The sequence below is a fragment of the Dickeya lacustris genome, from assembly GCF_029635795.1.
GTDB classification, from domain to species: Bacteria; Pseudomonadota; Gammaproteobacteria; order Enterobacterales; family Enterobacteriaceae; genus Dickeya; species Dickeya lacustris.
In genome coordinates this window covers 2,383,986-2,400,608 of the sequence record NZ_CP114280.1, presented here as the reverse complement: position 1 = coordinate 2,400,608, position 16,623 = coordinate 2,383,986, and the positions used below count along the sequence as shown (strand labels likewise).

General features: G+C 53.6%; 18 protein-coding genes. 16 read left to right on the top strand and 2 right to left on the bottom strand.

Going from position 1 to position 16,623, the window contains the following annotated elements:
• Positions 1-94 precede the first annotated feature (94 nt).
• The 8 genes from cpxP (at position 95) to O1Q98_RS10895 (ending at position 7,915) form a co-directional block, all read left to right on the top strand.
• Complete coding sequence (cpxP, locus tag O1Q98_RS10930; protein WP_125261107.1) at positions 95-628, top strand: cell-envelope stress modulator CpxP; 534 nt, start codon at positions 95-97, stop codon at positions 626-628.
• Between the two features lie 433 nt (positions 629-1,061).
• Positions 1,062-2,216, top strand: coding sequence for a phage tail protein (locus tag O1Q98_RS10925; protein WP_125261106.1), 1,155 nt, complete (start codon positions 1,062-1,064; stop codon positions 2,214-2,216).
• Positions 2,217-2,531: 315 nt separating this feature from the next.
• Entirely contained in the window at positions 2,532-3,962 is a 1,431-nt protein-coding gene (locus tag O1Q98_RS10920) for a phage tail-collar fiber domain-containing protein (RefSeq protein ID WP_125261104.1), read from the top strand.
• Between the two features lie 313 nt (positions 3,963-4,275).
• Positions 4,276-5,367 carry a phage tail-collar fiber domain-containing protein gene (locus tag O1Q98_RS10915; RefSeq protein ID WP_125261103.1) on the top strand — a complete coding sequence of 364 codons (1,092 nt, stop codon included), beginning with the start codon at positions 4,276-4,278 and terminating at the stop codon, positions 5,365-5,367.
• Complete coding sequence (locus tag O1Q98_RS10910) at positions 5,367-5,987, top strand: tail fiber assembly protein (RefSeq protein ID WP_125261102.1); 621 nt, start codon at positions 5,367-5,369, stop codon at positions 5,985-5,987. The genes O1Q98_RS10915 and O1Q98_RS10910 overlap by 1 nt, the downstream gene beginning before the upstream one ends.
• A 61-nt stretch (positions 5,988-6,048) precedes the next feature.
• The gene (locus O1Q98_RS10905) at positions 6,049-6,270 is read left to right on the top strand and encodes a hypothetical protein (RefSeq protein WP_205744290.1); all 222 of its coding nucleotides are present in this window, start codon (positions 6,049-6,051) and stop codon (positions 6,268-6,270) included.
• 21 nt (positions 6,271-6,291) lie between these two features.
• Positions 6,292-7,479: a phage tail protein gene (locus tag O1Q98_RS10900; protein WP_125261100.1), complete on the top strand. Its 1,188-nt coding sequence runs from the start codon at positions 6,292-6,294 to the stop codon at positions 7,477-7,479.
• A gap of 1 nt (position 7,480) precedes the next feature.
• On the top strand, positions 7,481-7,915 hold the full coding sequence (locus O1Q98_RS10895) for a tail fiber assembly protein (RefSeq protein WP_125261099.1): 435 nt from the start codon (positions 7,481-7,483) through the stop codon (positions 7,913-7,915).
• A 100-nt stretch (positions 7,916-8,015) separates the two neighbouring features.
• On the opposite strand, the gene O1Q98_RS10890 is transcribed toward O1Q98_RS10895, so the two are convergent.
• Positions 8,016-8,234: a hypothetical protein gene (locus O1Q98_RS10890; protein ID WP_125261098.1), complete on the bottom strand. Its 219-nt coding sequence runs from the start codon at positions 8,232-8,234 to the stop codon at positions 8,016-8,018.
• On the opposite strand from O1Q98_RS10890, the gene O1Q98_RS10885 reads away from it, so the two are divergent.
• Positions 8,215-9,126: a phage tail-collar fiber domain-containing protein gene (locus O1Q98_RS10885; protein ID WP_125261097.1), complete on the top strand. Its 912-nt coding sequence runs from the start codon at positions 8,215-8,217 to the stop codon at positions 9,124-9,126. The two genes, O1Q98_RS10890 and O1Q98_RS10885, sit on opposite strands and share 20 nt — an antisense overlap.
• 428 nt (positions 9,127-9,554) lie before the next feature.
• Positions 9,555-9,932, top strand: coding sequence for a tail fiber assembly protein (locus O1Q98_RS10880; protein ID WP_240632844.1), 378 nt, complete (start codon positions 9,555-9,557; stop codon positions 9,930-9,932).
• A gap of 82 nt (positions 9,933-10,014) precedes the next feature.
• On the opposite strand, the gene O1Q98_RS10875 is transcribed toward O1Q98_RS10880, so the two are convergent.
• Positions 10,015-10,470 (bottom strand): NUDIX hydrolase, encoded by a 456-nt coding sequence (locus O1Q98_RS10875; protein WP_125261096.1) that lies wholly within the window; start codon positions 10,468-10,470, stop codon positions 10,015-10,017.
• 240 nt (positions 10,471-10,710) lie between these two features.
• On the opposite strand from O1Q98_RS10875, the gene O1Q98_RS10870 reads away from it, so the two are divergent.
• The 6 genes from O1Q98_RS10870 (at position 10,711) to O1Q98_RS10845 (ending at position 16,589) form a co-directional block, all read left to right on the top strand.
• Positions 10,711-11,190, top strand: coding sequence for a helix-turn-helix domain-containing protein (locus O1Q98_RS10870; RefSeq protein ID WP_125261095.1), 480 nt, complete (start codon positions 10,711-10,713; stop codon positions 11,188-11,190).
• 199 nt (positions 11,191-11,389) lie between these two features.
• A complete protein-coding gene (gene fieF, locus O1Q98_RS10865) occupies positions 11,390-12,292 on the top strand; it encodes a CDF family cation-efflux transporter FieF (RefSeq protein WP_125261094.1) in 903 nt (300 codons plus the stop codon).
• Positions 12,293-12,572: 280 nt separating this feature from the next.
• Entirely contained in the window at positions 12,573-13,535 is a 963-nt protein-coding gene (gene pfkA / locus O1Q98_RS10860; RefSeq protein WP_125261093.1) for a 6-phosphofructokinase, read from the top strand.
• Positions 13,536-13,772: 237 nt separating this feature from the next.
• The gene (gene aguB, locus O1Q98_RS10855; protein WP_035345005.1) at positions 13,773-14,657 is read left to right on the top strand and encodes an N-carbamoylputrescine amidase; all 885 of its coding nucleotides are present in this window, start codon (positions 13,773-13,775) and stop codon (positions 14,655-14,657) included.
• Between the two features lie 3 nt (positions 14,658-14,660).
• Positions 14,661-15,758 (top strand): agmatine deiminase, encoded by a 1,098-nt coding sequence (gene aguA, locus O1Q98_RS10850; protein WP_125261092.1) that lies wholly within the window; start codon positions 14,661-14,663, stop codon positions 15,756-15,758.
• 210 nt (positions 15,759-15,968) lie between these two features.
• Positions 15,969-16,589: a LysE family translocator gene (locus O1Q98_RS10845; RefSeq protein ID WP_125261091.1), complete on the top strand. Its 621-nt coding sequence runs from the start codon at positions 15,969-15,971 to the stop codon at positions 16,587-16,589.
• The last annotated feature ends 34 nt before the right edge of the window (positions 16,590-16,623 follow it).

Here is a 16,623-nt window from a genome sequence, read left to right as displayed (position 1 = left end):
AGCTCCATCGATTCGCCAGACAGTATACGACATGCGCCAGTTAATATGCTCGATATGCCACTAACGTCGTATGCAAAGACATGAGGAGTTATCGATGCGGGGCACCATCATCACATTATCCTGTGCTTCGTTGCTGATGTTGGTCACGGGTACTGTCATGGCAACAGAAAATGGTTTTACCGGTCATGCAACGGAAAGTGGCGCGACCGAAAGCCCTTCAAACATGTCGGAGCGCTGTTATCGGGATGACTCTGCCATGAAACGCGGGGCGAGTCAGCAGACTATGTTTGACGGTGTGAAATTAACCGAACATCAGCGTCAGCAAATGCGTGATTTGATGCGGCAAGTGCGTTACGAGCAGCCGGTTTACGACGCGAATGATGTCGATACGATGCACCAGCTTGTGACGGCCGAAAATTTTGATGCCCCAGCGGTTAAGGCGCTGGTGACGAAAATGGTACAGGCGCAGATTGCGCGTAAAGTAGAAATGGCGCGCATCAGCAACCAGATGTACAACATGCTGACGTCAGAGCAAAAAGAGATTTTGCATCAAAAACATGAACAGATAATGCAGTCGGTTCGCCAGCAAACTCCCCTCCAGGGAGAGGTTATCCGACATGCCGAGTGACGCGCAGAATGCTTGCTTAAGAGCACCGCTAATCATGTGCGTCCTGCCGGTTTCTCCGAGTAGTAGCTGTAGTGTGGTTGTAGTGCAGTTGTCGTAGTGACGAGTAAGTAGTGACGAGTAGTGAGTTGTGCCGAGAGTAATGTAGTGGAAGTAGTGTGTAACAGAAGTAACCTGTTTTCCTTGCCATAGACACCATCCCTGTCTTTTACCCCGCCTTAATGGCGGGGTTTTTTTATGCCCATCCGTCCTCCGTTGTTTGTTGTGCGATTGCCAGTAAAACGTTGCTGACAGGCGCGGTGTTCACGCTATCCGCATACTGTTTTGCGTTGCCGCAATGAACGTGAATGGTTTGAAAATCACGTATTGATGGTGTGGTGGAGTGGGCTCCATAACGCATATGGAACCCGTATCGTAGATTCTGATGAGACAGGATATGAGCATAAAATACACAGCGCTACTGACGCAGGTCGGGGTGAATAAACTGGCGAGCGCTATCGCACAAGGCAGGCAGCTGGCGATTACCCAGATGGGGGTGGGCGATGGGGGTGGCGCACTGCCTGTGCCGAGCCTGACCCAGGCCGCATTGGTTAATGAAAAACGGCGCGCGCCGCTCAATGCACTGAGTATTGACCCAACCAACCCCGGGCAGATTATTGCCGAGCAGGTTATCCCGGAAAATGCTGGGGGGTTTTGGCTGCGGGAAATTGGCTTATACGATGTGGATGGGGATTTGATAGCAGTCGCCAACTGCCCGGAAACGTATAAGCCACAGCTACAAGAAGGCTCTGGCCGGGTACAGACGGTACGAGTCACGCTGGCGGTCAGTCAAACAAGTGCCGTGTCGCTGTCAATTGATGCGACCGTGGTATTTGCTACCCGTAGCTATGTCGATAATGCGCTGGCAAATCATGAAAAGAGTCGCAAACACCCGAATGCCACGCTGACAGCGGCGGGTTTGGCGCAATTGAGTAACGCCATTGATAGTGATAGCGAAACGCTGGCCGCCACCCCGAAAGCGGTAAAAGCGGCGAATGACAATGCTAATGGGCGCGTTCCTTCGCTGCGCCAGATCAATGGCAAAGCCTTGTCTGCCGATGTCATCTTAAATGCAGCGGATGTCGGCGCGATATCTATCAATGAGATGGCGGGCATCCCGTTGCCGTGGCCGCAGGCTAGCGCCCCCGCAGGCTGGCTGAAATGTAACGGCCAGGCATTTGACAAAGCGCTCTACCCTAAACTGGCGCAAATTTACCCTTCAGGCTCATTGCCGGATTTGCGCGGCGAATTTATTCGCGGCTGGGATGATGGGCGCGGGGTGGATGCCGGGCGGGCATTAATGTCTGCACAAGCGGGCACATACATGTCGGTAGACAATAACCCAAATGATTTGGGGGTGTCTGGATGTATCAGTTCTGCGCCTATTGGAAACATATGCGGTGATATGCCTCAGCCTTCAGATAAAATCTCCATTACCACCGCCCAATATGCGTATTTAGAAGGGTCAGTTAAGGTGACATCCACAGTACAGAATACTGTAGTCACCAGACCGCGCAACGTCGCCTTTAACTACATTGTAAGGGCTGCCTGATGGAGCCACGCGCATACGCTGGGCGCTAAAATACCCTTCCTACTCTGACTTTTATGTTGAGAGAAAAAGCGTCGGGCTAATCATCCTTTCTATTTTATCGACCATCAATAGCGCTCCTCTTTCCCGCCTGCAGGCGGGTTTTTTTCATCGAGCCGGTTGTGCCATCGGTGCGACAACTCCTGCCAGACGCTTTCTGACCAGCCCGTTTGCATAATGTTGTGAGAAGCAGCAATGAACAGCGCGGGTGGGCGAATAGCACAGATGCCACTGGTTAGGCGCAATGCTGCGAGATGAGATGAAACAGGGAGAGAAAACATGGCAGTGAAGTACATGACAGTGCTCACGCAGGTGGGTGCGGCAAAACTGGCGAGCGCCACAGCACTCGGCAGCCTGATGAATATCACGTACATGGCAGTAGGGGATGGCGGCGGCAGCCCAACTATGCCCGACCCGGCGCAGACGTCGTTGGTGAATGAAAAACGCCGTGCGGCGCTGAATGCGCTGCGGGTTGACCCGGCAAACCCGAACCAGATTATTGCCGAGCAGGTTATCCCAGAGAATGAAGGCGGTTTCTGGCTGCGGGAAATCGGGCTATTCGATGCGGACGGCGATTTGATTGCGGTCGCCAACTGCCCGGAAACCTACAAGCCGCAGTTGCAAGAAGGCTCGGGCCGGGTACAGACGGTGCGTATGACATTGCTGGTCAGCAATACCGATGTGGTGACGCTGAAAATCGACCCATCCGTGGTACTGGCGACGCGCCAGTACGTCGAGGATAACGTAATAGAGGCGAAGACGTATGCTGATGGGCAGATAGCGAAGCACCTGATTGCGGGCAACCCTCATCCACAGTATGCCCCGCTGGCGAGCCCGGTACTGACGGGAGCACCGACCGCGCCTACCCCATTGACTGGCACCATTAACAACCAACTGGCTACCACGGAATTTGTCAAAAGCAACGCCGTGTGGCTAGGTCGTGCTATTGATGCCGAAACCAATTTGAATACCTTGACGGGAACACGGGCGGCTCGTTACTGGCAGCCGATGTCAGCCCGTGCGCTTACATCGCTCAATTACCCGATGACATTAGCGGGTTCGCTTGATGTTGAACAAAACTACGCCAATGGTGCTGAAGGTTGCGTGCAGCGTTATACGACGTATGGATATTCCAATAATATCGCGCGCGTATTTACACGAACCTATGACCCTGGCTCAAATGTGTGGGGGCCGTGGCAGGAGCAAGCGACGGTAGCCTTTGTTCAGAATGCGCTAGATAGCTTCGTCGGTATCCCTATGCCGTGGCCGCAGGCTAGCGCCCCCGCAGGCTGGCTGAAATGTAACGGCCAGGCGTTTGACAAAGCGCTCTACCCTAAACTGGCGCAAATTTACCCTTCAGGCTCATTGCCGGATTTGCGCGGCGAATTTATTCGCGGCTGGGATGATGGGCGCGGGGTGGATGCCGGGCGTGCAATCATGTCAGCGCAGGGGGGAATGTCGTTTGATCACAGGCACTGGTTGCCCACGGCAAACGGGGACGGCGGGGATGGCGCGATGACAGCGGTCTTTATTGACGGGAATTCAGCAATGGCGTATTACCCGAATGGAACCAACGAATATAACCCGAACCCGGTCACGAACACATTGTTGCAAACATATACCGCAAAAGCCTCACGTTGGGATGCAATGTTTGGTAATGAAACCAGACCCCGCAACGTCGCCTTTAACTACATCGTAAGGGCTGCCTGATGCAGCCACGCGCATACGCTGGGCGCTAAAATCCCTCTCCTACTCTGACTTTTATGTTGAGAGAAAAAGCGTCGGGCTAATCATCCTTTCTGTTTTATCGACCATCAATAGCGTTCCTCTTTCCCGCCTGCTGGCGGGTTTTTTTCATCGAGCCGGTTGTGCCATCGGTGCGACAACGCCCGTTACGGGTAATAGCTTGGACGCATCTACATAATGGTTGTGAGAAAGCCTGGCAAGCCTCTGCCATTTGTTTTATCGCAGATGCTTCATTACTGGCTTATTTTCCGATTAATCAACGTAGATGAGAGAAACAATGGGAACCAAATACTTCACGTTGTTGACCCAGATTGGAGAAGCCCGGTTAGCCGAGGCGATATCAAAGGGACAACCGCTGGAAATTGCCCAAATGGGGGTCGGTGATGGCGGCGGCTCGCTGCAAATACCGAACCCGATGCAAACAAAACTGGTGAATGAGCGGCGGCGTGCGTCAATTAATGCACTGAGTGTTGACCCGAATAACACCAACCAGATAATCGCCGAGCAGGTTATTCCAGAAAATGAGGGCGGTTTTTGGCTGCGTGAAATGGGGCTGTATGATATCGATGGCAATTTGATAGCCGTTGCCAATTGCCCGGAAACCTATAAGCCGGAGCTCAAAGAAGGCTCAGGGCGGGTGCAGACGGTGCGCATGATCCTCATCGTCAGCCGTACCGATGCGCTCACGCTCAATTTTGACCCGACGGTGGCGCTTGCCACAAGACGCTATGCCGATACCTTGCTGTCCGATCATATTGTCGCTGCCAACCCGCACAAGCAATATGCGCCGCTGGCAAGCCCGGCATTGAGTGGCGTGCCAACAGCGCCCACGGCGGTGGCAGGAACCAATAACAGCCAGCTGGCGACCACGGCTTTTGTGACGGCAGCGGCCAATACTGTCTCTGCCAGCGTATCGGCGACGACGGCCGCAAGCCTTGCCAAAAAACTGGATATCGCAGATATCGCGGGTATCCCGTTGCCGTGGCCGCAGGCTAGCGCGCCCGCAGGCTGGCTGAAATGTAACGGCCAGGCGTTTGACAAAACGCTCTATCCCAAACTGGCGCAGGTGTACCCCTCTGGCACCTTGCCGGATTTGCGCGGCGAATTTATTCGCGGCTGGGATGACGGGCGCGGGGTGGATGCAGGCAGAACCATAGGTAGTTGGCAGGAATCAACAAAAATATCGGGATACGTCGGAAATGACGGGTTTGGATCTCTGGCAAGCGGTGTAGTGGAACAAGATATTGCAGAAATTCATGCGACATACACACGATATGTGGTGACGACATCTGCTGCATTTCTTGGTTCTAATTTATATAGAGTTAAGCCCCGCAACGTCGCCTTTAACTACATCGTGAGGGCCGCATAATGCAAACCAATGACATCGCTGTATTAGGCGAAAATGGACTGGCGTCCAACACCGGCTGGCTGACGGTTTATCACGCTGATACGCAAACCGCTGAATATTATGACAGTAGCGAAGAATACCTGATGGCGGGCACCGGCGTGCCCGCACACAGCTATGCCGATGTGCCACCGGCTGATGTGGCGAGCGGGCTGGCGGTACGGCGCGCTGCCGATGGGTTGCGCTGGGAGGTGGTGGCGGACTTTCGCGGTCAAACGGCGTATGACACCCGCACCCGCCAGCCGCAGGTAATTAGCACGCTCGGTGATTTGCCGGAACACCTGACGTTGTTGCCGCCATCCGGTGAGTTTGACCGCTGGCAAGACGATACGTGGGTGACGGATGCGGCGGCGCAGCACGCCGCAACGGTACTGGCGGCGCAGCGCGACCTTGATGCCCGGCGGCAGGCCGCCCGTGAGCGCATCAGCGAGCTGACCTATGCCGAAGAACTGGCGATGGCAACAGAGACGGAGGCGCGCTTACTGAAAGAGTGGAAAGGCTATCTGGTGCAATTAAGCCGGGTTAACCCAGCGTCAGTACCGGATATTACATGGCCGACCATACCCGAAAAACAGGAGGGGTAGCCGCCTGAAATCACCTTGTTGCTCGGTTTTTTCGCCTGGAGGGAGAGTATGAAGATTGGTAATGCTCTCTTTCTATTTCATTGATGAAAAAGCTTTTTCTTTCCTCTTTTCCCGCCTGCTGGCGGTTTTTTTTATCAATCTTGTTGTGCCATCAGCGCGACAACGCCCGCCAGACGATTTCCTGCCCGCCTGTTTGCATAATGTTGTGAGAGGCAGCAATGAACAGCATGGGCTTGCGAAGGATGCGGATATAACACCGCGTAAGCATGATGCCAGGCTATGAGATGAGGTTGGGAGAAAAGGCATGACAGTGAAATACATGACATTGCTCACGCAGGTGGGCGCGGCGAAACTGGCGAACGCCACGGCACTCGGTAGCATGCTGAATATTACGCATATGGCCGTGGGTGATGGCGGTGGCAACCCCACGATGCCAGACCCGGCGCAAAAAGCGCTGATTAATGAAAAACGCCGCGCACTGCTTAATGCGCTGCGGGCTGACCCGGCAAACCCGAACCAGATTATTGCCGAGCAGGTTATCCCAGAGAATGAAGGCGGCTTCTGGCTGCGGGAACTCGGGTTATTCGATGCGGACGGCGATTTAATCGCGGTCGCCAACTGCCCGGAAACCTACAAGCCGCAGTTGCAAGAAGGCTCTGGCCGGGTACAAACGGTGCGTATGATTCTGGTCGTGAGTAACACCAGTGCCGTGACGTTAAAAGTTGACCCGGCAGTGGTGCTGGCGACGCGCAAGTCTGTCGATGATAAAGCGCTGGAGGTGAGAGCCTATGCCGATGGATTGATGGCGAAGCATCTGGCGGCGGGCAACCCTCATGCGCAATATGCGCCGTTGGTAAGCCCGGCATTGAGTGGCGTACCGACGGCACCGACGGCGGTGGCAGGAACCAGTAACAGCCAGTTGGCGACCACGGCTTTTGTTAAAAGCGCAATTGAGGCACTGGTCGCTTCTTCCCCGGAGGCGCTGAATACGCTCAATGAATTGGCTGCCGCGTTAGGTAACAATCCAAATTTTGCGACCACCATGACCAATGCTCTGGCGAACAAGCAGCCGCTGGATAACACGCTGACGGCTCTGTCAGGAAAATCCGTTGCGGCACTGCTCAACTATCTTGGCCTGGGGTCGGCGGCGCAGCGTAATGTTGGCGGTATGCCCGACCAAATCCCCGACATGAGCCATTTTTTGGTTGGGCAGTCTGGCACGCTAGGGGCGTTTCGCTTGCCATCCGGCCATCTTGTGCAGTTTGATTCTGGTGTTTTGAATAATGTTGGCGGATTTACGAAAAGCTATCCCGCGCCGTTCCCTAACGCCACTCTTGTCCTGATTGGGGTGATGTACGGCACGTTAGGCTTCAGATGGGTCGCCACACCGAACACCTTTGACAGGACGGCGGCGAATATCAATTTTGTCGATGCCGTGACAGGTAATGGTATGACGGGGCAAACCGTAGGTTATTTGGCGATAGGTTACTGATATGAAAAATATGAAAAGCGTTTATTCACCCTCTCAGAATGTGATTTATCCCGCGCAGCTTTATACCGACTATCAACGTGCTGGCACATGGCCTGATGATGGAATAGACATCAGCGATGACGATGCTGCGCAGTTCAGCCCGGTTAATCAACCGGTAGATAAAGTGCTGGGGTATGTGGCGGGGGCGCTTGCCTGGGTGAGCCAACCCGCGCCATCGCCAATGCAACTAACCAAAGAAGCCGAGCTAAAACGGCAGCAGCTTCTCTCAGCGGCCAATACCCTGACGGCCGACTGGCGAACAGAGCTTGCGCTCGGCATCATCAATGATGAGGACAAGGCAAAATTGATTGAATGGATGCACTACATCAAAGCGGTGAAAGCTATCGATACCTCGAGCGCGCCAAATATTAGCTGGCCGGAGAAACCGGCGGCGTAGTTAGCGCCAGTCACGCGCGATGTGTTTATCACCGCTTATTTTATTCGCTGCTGTGACGCATTAAGGCAGATTAATTTTGCCGTGGGTTTTTCACCCTCTTTTACTTCTCCCGCCTGCTGGCGGGTTTTTTCTGACGGGGTTGTTGTGCCATCGCTGTCAGTACGTCGATTGCGGGTAATAAATCGTGCTCATCACCATAATGGTTGTGAGAAAGCAGAGTAAGCATCCGCCATTTGCCTTTATCGCGAATTCTCTGCTGAAGGATTATTTTTGATTTAATCAAGGTAGATGAGGAAATAATGGGCGCAAAATATTTCACGTTATTAACCCGGCTGGGTGAAGCCAGGTTGTCTGAGGCGATTTCCGTGGGTAAACCGCTGGAAATAGCCCAAATGGGGGTGGGGGACGGCGGTGGCACATTACAAACACCCGATTCAATGCAAACGCAATTGGTGAATGAAAGACGGCGTGCGCCAATTAATTCACTGAGCATTGACCCGCATAATGCCAACCAGATAGTCGCCGAGCAGGTTATTCCAGAAAATGAGGGAGGGTTCTGGATTCGCGAAATGGGCTTATATGATGCGGCGGGTAACTTGATAGCCGTTGCCAATTGCCCGGAAACCTATAAGCCAGAGCTCAAAGAGGGCTCAGGGCGCGTGCAGACGGTGCGCATGATCCTCATCGTCAGCCGTACCGATGCGCTCACGCTCAATTTTGACCCGACGGTGGCGCTCGCCACAAGGCGCTATGCCGATACCTTGCTGGCCGATCATGTTGCCAAGAGTAATCCTCACGCGCAGTATTTGTTGATCAGTGAATTTGTCGGCATTCCACAGCCTTGGCCACAAGCCGTAGCCCCCACCGGTTGGCTCAAATGTAACGGCCAGGCATTTGATAAAAATCGTTATCCTCGATTAGCGCAAGTCTATCCCTCCGGGATATTGCCGGACTTGCGTGGCGAATTTATTCGCGGCTGGGATGATGGCAGAGGGGTGGATGCAGGCCGTGAATTGTTGACCCCACAATCGCAGAACATTATGCCGTTTAACCTAGGGGTCCGTTACTCAGTTACAGGGATTCAGGGGGGAGCTACCCCCATAAACGCAATTGACGGCAATGGCCTATACACTGGGGCAACAACAACATTTCCTGGTAGTGAAACTCGCCCCCGAAATGTTGCCTTTAACTACATCGTGAAGGCGGCGTGATAACGGTATCTGGGATAGGTAAATTAGACCGATCAGAATTGTATCCATAAACTGGAATTGGCTTATTGATTATATATTCTTTTATCGATAATTTTTTAAAGGTTATTATGTCAGGGTTAATATTCTATTTAATCATTAACTCCTCAATGTGATTAGTTGTCACTTTTATTTATGGCGTGTGTTTTTTTTGGGGTTTTCCTCTTTTTATTCACCTAGGTTAGAGAAATGATTAGGGTTAAATATTTGATGTTATTAATTTGTATTAATTAAGCTGGGTTTTCTGAGGTGATTTTTGTATTTTGTTGTTATTGAATACAGTACGGTATGAGAACTAACTCGATTGAGATCGGGTCTGTTTATTCTTTAAATGCGATATCCTATTCAAAATCCTTTATCTTTGGATGGCTACTGGTTATTAAAGGTGTATTATGAAAACTTATTTTTCTCCTCAATATATGGATTTTTATTCAAGTGATGTGCATGGTGATAATATCCCAGGCGATGCGGTTGAAATTAACGATGACTATTATCAAAAACTATTAAATGACCAGGCCCTTGGTAATGTGATTGTTTTTGACGAGTCAACCAGACAACCTATTGCCGTCACGCCTGCTCCGATTTCCGACGTTGAATTAGCGCAAGCGATGCGACATCAGCGTGATAACCTGTTAGCGGCCAGCGACTGGACTCAGGTAGCCGATGCCCCTGTCGATAAGCTTGCCTGGCGAGCCTATCGTGAGTTATTGCGTCAGGTTCCCGATCAGGCCGGGTTTCCGCAAGACATCCACTGGCCTACGTTGCCGTAGGATAACTATTGTCGCAGGATAACTGATGCATCGTGGTGATTACTGGCCCTTCCCCCGTGGTCAAACGGGGGAATGAGGTGCGTCAGTTTGGTGATGCGCTTGCTGGCCACACCATGGCTACCAGATTTTCCGGGTAGACGATATCGGGCGTGGCAAGCAGCGCGTCACGACTCCACCAGCGATAATCGCGCATCACCTGCCGTTCGTGATCCGTCCATTGTTGCGTATTAAGCGTGTTTTCACGGGTGTGAATGATAAAGAACTGCTCCTCGGCCAATACGGTTTCGCCGTTTGGCATGGCCAGAGGAAACGTCCGGGTTGCCACGCAAGGGCCTGGGTCTTGGCAGCAGATGCCGGTTTCTTCCCGCAGCTCTCTTAATGCCGCCTGTTCAAAGGTTTCTCCGTTTTCCAATGCGCCTCCCGGTGTTGCCCAATAACGCTTCCCGGCAAGGGCATCCGCAGTATGATGAAAAAGAAACAGCAAAACGTGATGCTGAGGGTTGAGTATCAACAATCGTGATGATGGCCGTTGTTTCATGAGGTGTTCCTTACACGTCCTCGTGCTTTTGTCGCGGGAAGGCCATTATCCGACGACCTCCCGAGGGTGTCGATGGCGGCCAGTTTTATCTTCATGGTGCGAAGGTAAATGGTACTGAGGTAAATGGCGCTGAGATGGGCGTGTCATACCCCTGTCGGGTGGCTGTCAGGTTGCTGTCGTGGCGCTGACGGAGGGCGTGTTGCACGCTGCTGACAGGTTTTATCTCATAAGGAGTGAATGATGAACGCAATTAAATCTCAACGTCTCGCCCGGGCCTGGTCGCAGGAGCAGTTGGCTGAATTATCTTCATTGAGCGTCAGAACCATTCAGCGTATTGAAAATGGCGAGCGCGCCAGTCTGGAAACCCTCAGTGCTATTGCGGCGGCATTAGGTATCAATGTGGCGGTGCTCATGGAGCCAATGGAGCCGGATGAAAAACCATCGGCCAGCGGTGAATCGCTGGAAGAGCGTATTGTGCAGGCCAAAGCGCAGGTGCGGCGTGAAAGCCGCTTTTGGCGCAGTCTGTTGCTGTTTATACCGGTTAATGCGCTGCTCTTTGCCATTAATCAGTTTGTGAATCCTCAGCAGCAGTGGTTTTGGTGGCCACTGTCAATTTGGAGCGGAGTGTTGATATTGCGGGCCGTCAAAATGTTTTTATTGCGCGATCGCTGGTCACGCTGGGAACAGCGCCGGTTACAAAAAATCTTACGTAAACCCTGAAAACACCCCTGAATACATCGCGATACGCTTTTACCGAATGCGAGCATGACGCGCTCCGCTTACTAAGCGCGTCTTATTCGCAACTCCTTTTTTTTTAAGGCTATTTTTATTAAAAAACCATGGCGGTACGTAAAACTGTCACGGTTTTTTGCCGTGGTAATTGGCTATACTGACCTCCTTGTTTGGGGGAGAGACAGGTATGAATTCTCATTACGCTCGTTGGGTGACATTAGCCGCGTTTTTAGCCACGGCAACCGCATTGTCACTGTTTGGTTTGAAAGTGTATGCCTGGTGGTACACCGGGTCGGTGAGCTTGCTGGCCTCGCTGGTTGATTCACTGGTCGATATTGCCGCCTCGCTGGTGAATTTGCTGGTGGTGCGTTATTCGCTGCAACCGGCCGATAGCGAACATTCGTTTGGCCACGGTAAGGCCGAATCGCTGGCGGCACTGGCGCAAAGTATGTTTATTTCCGGCTCTGCGCTGTTTTTGTTGTTAACCGGCGCGCAGCATTTGATGAACCCTCAGCCTTTGCAGGGGCCGGAACTTGGCATGTGGATTACGTTAGTGGCGCTGATAGCCACGGGCTTGCTGGTGAGTTTTCAGCGCTGGGTTATCCGTAAAACGCACAGCCAGGCGGTGCGTGCCGATATGCTGCACTACCAGTCTGATGTGTTGATGAATGGTGCTATCTTGTTATCGCTGTTGTTAAGCTGGAAAGGCATTGGCTGGGCGGACGCCGTCTTTGCGCTGGCAATAGGCATTTATATCTTATACAGCGCTTTACATATGGCATACGATGCCATTCAGATGTTGTTAGACAGAGCATTACCGGATGAAGAACGTCAGGAAATCGTCAACCTTATCGCCTCGTGGCCGGGAGTGAGCGGCGCGCATCAGTTACGCACCCGCCGTGCCGGGCCGACGCGCTTTATTCAGTTGCATCTTGAGATGGACGATAACCTGCCGCTGGTGGCGTCGCACCAGATTGCGGATGAACTCGAGCAGGCGCTGCTGCACCGTTTCCCCGGTTCAGACGTGATAATCCATCAAGACCCGGTATCGGTTGTGCCGCTGGCGCAGCGAGGCCGTTGGGATCTGTAGACGCCGCTGTCATCTGCTGTTGCTGTGGCTTTCACTGCGCTAACGCCGCGTCAGAGGGCGAGCGATAACCGTATGTCAGCAGGCCGGAGCGAAGAACCTGGCCTGCAATGTGTTGTAAAAATGTGATATACGATAGATTTTTTTGGGGCGTTGAGCCTGACCTGAATCAATTCAGCTAAGGGTATTTGTTATAATATGCTAAAGAGAAGGTTAGGCGTTGTTCCATCCATTTTAAGATAGAAGAATCTGCGAATTTACATCTACAAACCCAGAGGTTGTCATGATTAAAAAAATCGGAGTACTGACGAGCGGTGGCGATGCGCCGGGCATGAATGCGGCCATTCGTGGTGTGGTGCGCGCGGCGTTGGCTGAAGGGCTGGACATCTACGGCATTTATGATGGCTATCTGGGTTTGTACGAAGATCGCATGGAGCTGCTTGATCGTTATAGCGTGTCTGATGTCATCAACCGTGGCGGCACCTTCCTTGGGTCGGCGCGTTTTCCGGCGTTTAAGGAAGAAGCGGTGCGTCAGGTGTGCGTGGAAAACATGAAAAAACGCGGCCTGGATGCGTTAGTGGTTATCGGGGGCGACGGTTCCTATATGGGGGCTAAACGCTTGACCGAGATGGGATTCCCCTGCATCGGTTTGCCGGGCACCATTGATAACGATGTTGCTGGCACCGATTACACTATCGGCTATTTCACCGCGCTGGAAACCGTGGTGGAAGCGATTGACCGCCTGCGTGATACGTCCTCGTCCCATCAACGCATTTCCATCGTTGAAGTGATGGGCCGTCACTGTGGCGACCTGACGATGGCGGCCGCGATTGCCGGCGGTTGCGAGTTCATCGTGCTGCCGGAAGTGGACTTCAAAAAAGAAGACCTGGTTGAGGAGATCAAAGCCGGGATCGCCAAAGGGAAAAAACACGCCATTGTGGCGATTACTGAACTGGTGTGCGACGTCGATGAGCTGGCGCGTTATATCGAAGCGGAAACCGGGCGCGAAACCCGTGCGACGGTGCTTGGTCATATTCAGCGCGGCGGTGCGCCTGTCGCTTACGACCGTATTCTGGCTTCGCGCATGGGCGCTTATTCTATTGAGCTGCTTCAGCAGGGCTACGGTGGCCGTTGCGTCGGTATCCAGAATGAAAAACTGGTACACCATGATATTATCGACGCCATTGAGAACATGAGACGCCCGTTCAAAGGCGATTGGCTGGAGACAGCGAAAAAATTGTTCTAACCCCGGAATGTCAGGGCCGAAACAAGCAAATCCCGCTCAATGAGCGGGATTTCTTATTGGAAAAGCGTCACCGTTAAAAACGCTATGCTCCCGAAGACGTGATTCGCTGGCATAATAGGCTGGCGGCGCCGCGCGCCGGGGCGTTATTGACCTACACTTTACCCGACTCTTGCTGATTTCACGCCCTCGCTGGCGCACAGGCTTGAGCATCCACACAGAAATGATTGAGGTTTTCGCATGACAAACGTTACCGTTGCCGCCACACAAATGGCCTGCACCTGGGATTTGCCAAAAAATATCGAAAACGCCGAAAGGCTGGTGCGTCAGGCACATGCTCAAGGGGCGCACATCATCCTGATTCAGGAACTGTTTGCTGCGCCTTATTTCTGCATCGATCAGAGCCCTGAGCATTATGCGCTGGCGCAAGAGCTGGCCAATAGCCCGCTTATCAAACACTTTTCCGCGCTGGCGGCAGAACTGAACGTCGTGCTGCCACTGAGCTTCTTCGAGCGCGCCAATAACGCTTACTACAACTCGCTGGTGATGATCGATGCCGACGGCAGCGTATTGGATGTGTACCGCAAAACGCACATTCCGAACGGCCCGGCCTATCAGGAAAAGCAGTTCTTCATTCCAGGGGATACCGGCTTTAAAGTGTGGCAAACCCGCTACGCTAAAATTGGCGTTGGCATCTGCTGGGATCAGTGGTTCCCTGAAACCGCGCGCTGCCTGGCTTTACAGGGAGCCGAGCTGATTTTCTACCCAACCGCCATCGGCTCTGAACCGGCCTACCCGGAGATTGATAGCCAGCCGCACTGGACGCGCGTGCAGCAAGGTCACGCAGCGGCCAATCTGGTGCCGGTTATCGCGTCCAACCGTATCGGCACCGAAGCCAGCAAATACATCGACGGTCTGGAAATGACCTTCTACGGCTCCTCGTTCATTGCCGATCAAACCGGTGCGCTGGTGGCGCAAGCCAACAAGACAGACGAAGCGGTGCTGGTGCATACCTTTGATCTACAAGCTATTGCCGCCCAGCGCGCGTCGTGGGGCCTGTTCCGCGATCGCCGCCCGGACATGTATGGCGTGATTGGCACCTCTGACGGCAAAACCTGGAGATAAGTGATGGCTGAACTGACTACGCCATGGCAGGACGGCTTTGCCATGCCAGCGGAATGGGCCGCACACGACGCGGTGTGGATGCTGTGGCCATATCGCCGCGATAACTGGCGCGCTGAGGGCGATGTTCTCCCTGCCCAGCACACCTTTGCGGCAGTGGCGGCAGCGATTGCCCAGACTACGCCGGTCATCATGGGCGTGCCGCATGACCAACTGGCATTGGCCCAACGTGTGATGCCAGCGAGCGTCACGCTGGTGGAGATGGAAAGCGATGATGCCTGGGTACGCGATACCGGGCCAACCATGGTGCTGAATGCCGCCGGTGAGCGCCGGGGCGTTGACTGGCAATTCAACGCCTGGGGCGGCGCACTGGGCGGATTGTATGAAGACTGGCGCCGTGACGAGAACGTCGCCGCGCAGGTGCTGGCGCATCATGGTGATGCAGGCTACGCCGCGCCGCTGATTCTGGAAGGTGGCTCCATCCACACCGATGGCGAAGGCACGCTGCTGACCACCGCCGAGTGCCTGCTGAACCCGAACCGCAACCCGCACCTGAACAAGGCGCAGATTGAGCAACACCTGCGCGATTATCTCGGTGTCAGCACGTTTATCTGGCTGGAAGAGGGCGTGTATAACGACGAAACCGACGGCCACATCGACAACATGTGCTGTTTTATCTGCCCCGGCGAAGTGGCGCTGCACTGGACGGACGATGAAACCGACCCGCAGTACGCCCGCTCGCAGGCGGCCTATCAGGTGTTGTCACAGGCGCGTGATGCCAAAGGCCGGTCGCTGAAAATCTGGAAACTCCCGGCGCCCGGCCCGCTGTACGCCACGCCGGAAGAAACGGCGGGCGTCACCGAAGGCAACGCCATCGAGCGTAACGCCGGGTCACGGCTGGCGGGCTCATACGTCAATTTCCTGATCAGCAATAAGCAGATTATTTATCCGCTGCTGGACGAACGCACCGACGGTGAGGCCCATGCGCTGTTGCAACAGATGTTCCCCGACTACCTGATAAGCGGCGTACCGGCACGCGAAATCCTGCTGGGCGGCGGAAACATCCACTGCATTACCCAGCAAATCCCGGCGGCACACCGCTAATCTTAGCGCCTCCCCATAACGGACGATGGGGAGGTGCCAGCGCTTTTCTCAACTCGCCAGCGTTGCCTTTACCAGAAGGTTGCTCTTACCAGAATATTGCCTTTACCAAATAAGGTATGGCGGATGGGTTTCTGCGCAGGTAAGTTAATACTGTGACGGGGCCTACAGGTATCTGTCGGTTAACGCTTTTTCTACGGTAACGGGAAACCTATGGGCAGTGAAATTATTGCGTTGTGTGTGATTGGTGTTGCCATTTTACTGGGTGCAATGAGCCCAGGCGCGAGTTTTCTGCTGGTGGCGAGCACCGCTGTGACGTCATCCCGACGGGCGGCGATAGCGGTGTCGCTTGGTATGGGCGTTGGCGCATCGTTGTTTACAATACTGGCGCTTGCCGGGTTTCAGCTATTGTTGGCGATGGTGCCTTGGCTCTATCTGGTGATAAAAATAGCCGGTGGTGGCTATCTGCTGTGGCTGGCGTTCAGGATGGTGCGTCGTAAAGCGCCCGCTGCCGCGCAAGTTGCAACCGCCGCTCCCGTAAATGTGTGGCGTGCCTTTGCCTCAGGAATGATGACGCAAATGAGTAACCCGCAAACTGCGCTGGTGTTTGCCAGTATTTTTACCGCCACGCTTGGCAGCACTATACCAACGTGGATGTATATCGTCTTGCCATTGCTGGCATTAGTCATCGATACGCTATGGTACATGCTGGTTGCATTATTACTTTCAACCGATAAGCCACGACGTCTTTATACTCGTTATCGCCGCCTGATAGACCACCTCAGTGCAGGAGTGATGCTGGCTCTGGGCGTGCGTCTTTTGATTAAGGGGTGAGCGTTGGTTTACCTGTTGCAGGAGGTGAATAGCA

Excerpts from the sequence above, each read along its gene's own strand:
- cpxP (WP_125261107.1), top strand. The coding sequence starts at position 95 with ATGCGGGGCACCATCATCACATTATCCTGTGCTTCGTTGCTGATGTTG.
- O1Q98_RS10925 (WP_125261106.1), top strand. The coding sequence starts at position 1,062 with ATGAGCATAAAATACACAGCGCTACTGACGCAGGTCGGGGTGAATAAA.
- O1Q98_RS10920 (WP_125261104.1), top strand. The coding sequence starts at position 2,532 with ATGGCAGTGAAGTACATGACAGTGCTCACGCAGGTGGGTGCGGCAAAA.
- O1Q98_RS10915 (WP_125261103.1), top strand. The coding sequence starts at position 4,276 with ATGGGAACCAAATACTTCACGTTGTTGACCCAGATTGGAGAAGCCCGG.
- O1Q98_RS10910 (WP_125261102.1), top strand. The coding sequence starts at position 5,367 with ATGCAAACCAATGACATCGCTGTATTAGGCGAAAATGGACTGGCGTCC.
- O1Q98_RS10905 (WP_205744290.1), top strand. The coding sequence starts at position 6,049 with ATGCTCTCTTTCTATTTCATTGATGAAAAAGCTTTTTCTTTCCTCTTT.
- O1Q98_RS10900 (WP_125261100.1), top strand. The coding sequence starts at position 6,292 with ATGACAGTGAAATACATGACATTGCTCACGCAGGTGGGCGCGGCGAAA.
- O1Q98_RS10895 (WP_125261099.1), top strand. The coding sequence starts at position 7,481 with ATGAAAAATATGAAAAGCGTTTATTCACCCTCTCAGAATGTGATTTAT.
- O1Q98_RS10885 (WP_125261097.1), top strand. The coding sequence starts at position 8,215 with ATGGGCGCAAAATATTTCACGTTATTAACCCGGCTGGGTGAAGCCAGG.
- O1Q98_RS10880 (WP_240632844.1), top strand. The coding sequence starts at position 9,555 with ATGAAAACTTATTTTTCTCCTCAATATATGGATTTTTATTCAAGTGAT.
- O1Q98_RS10875 (WP_125261096.1), bottom strand. The coding sequence starts at position 10,470 with ATGAAACAACGGCCATCATCACGATTGTTGATACTCAACCCTCAGCAT.
- O1Q98_RS10870 (WP_125261095.1), top strand. The coding sequence starts at position 10,711 with ATGAACGCAATTAAATCTCAACGTCTCGCCCGGGCCTGGTCGCAGGAG.
- fieF (WP_125261094.1), top strand. The coding sequence starts at position 11,390 with ATGAATTCTCATTACGCTCGTTGGGTGACATTAGCCGCGTTTTTAGCC.
- pfkA (WP_125261093.1), top strand. The coding sequence starts at position 12,573 with ATGATTAAAAAAATCGGAGTACTGACGAGCGGTGGCGATGCGCCGGGC.
- aguB (WP_035345005.1), top strand. The coding sequence starts at position 13,773 with ATGACAAACGTTACCGTTGCCGCCACACAAATGGCCTGCACCTGGGAT.
- aguA (WP_125261092.1), top strand. The coding sequence starts at position 14,661 with ATGGCTGAACTGACTACGCCATGGCAGGACGGCTTTGCCATGCCAGCG.
- O1Q98_RS10845 (WP_125261091.1), top strand. The coding sequence starts at position 15,969 with ATGGGCAGTGAAATTATTGCGTTGTGTGTGATTGGTGTTGCCATTTTA.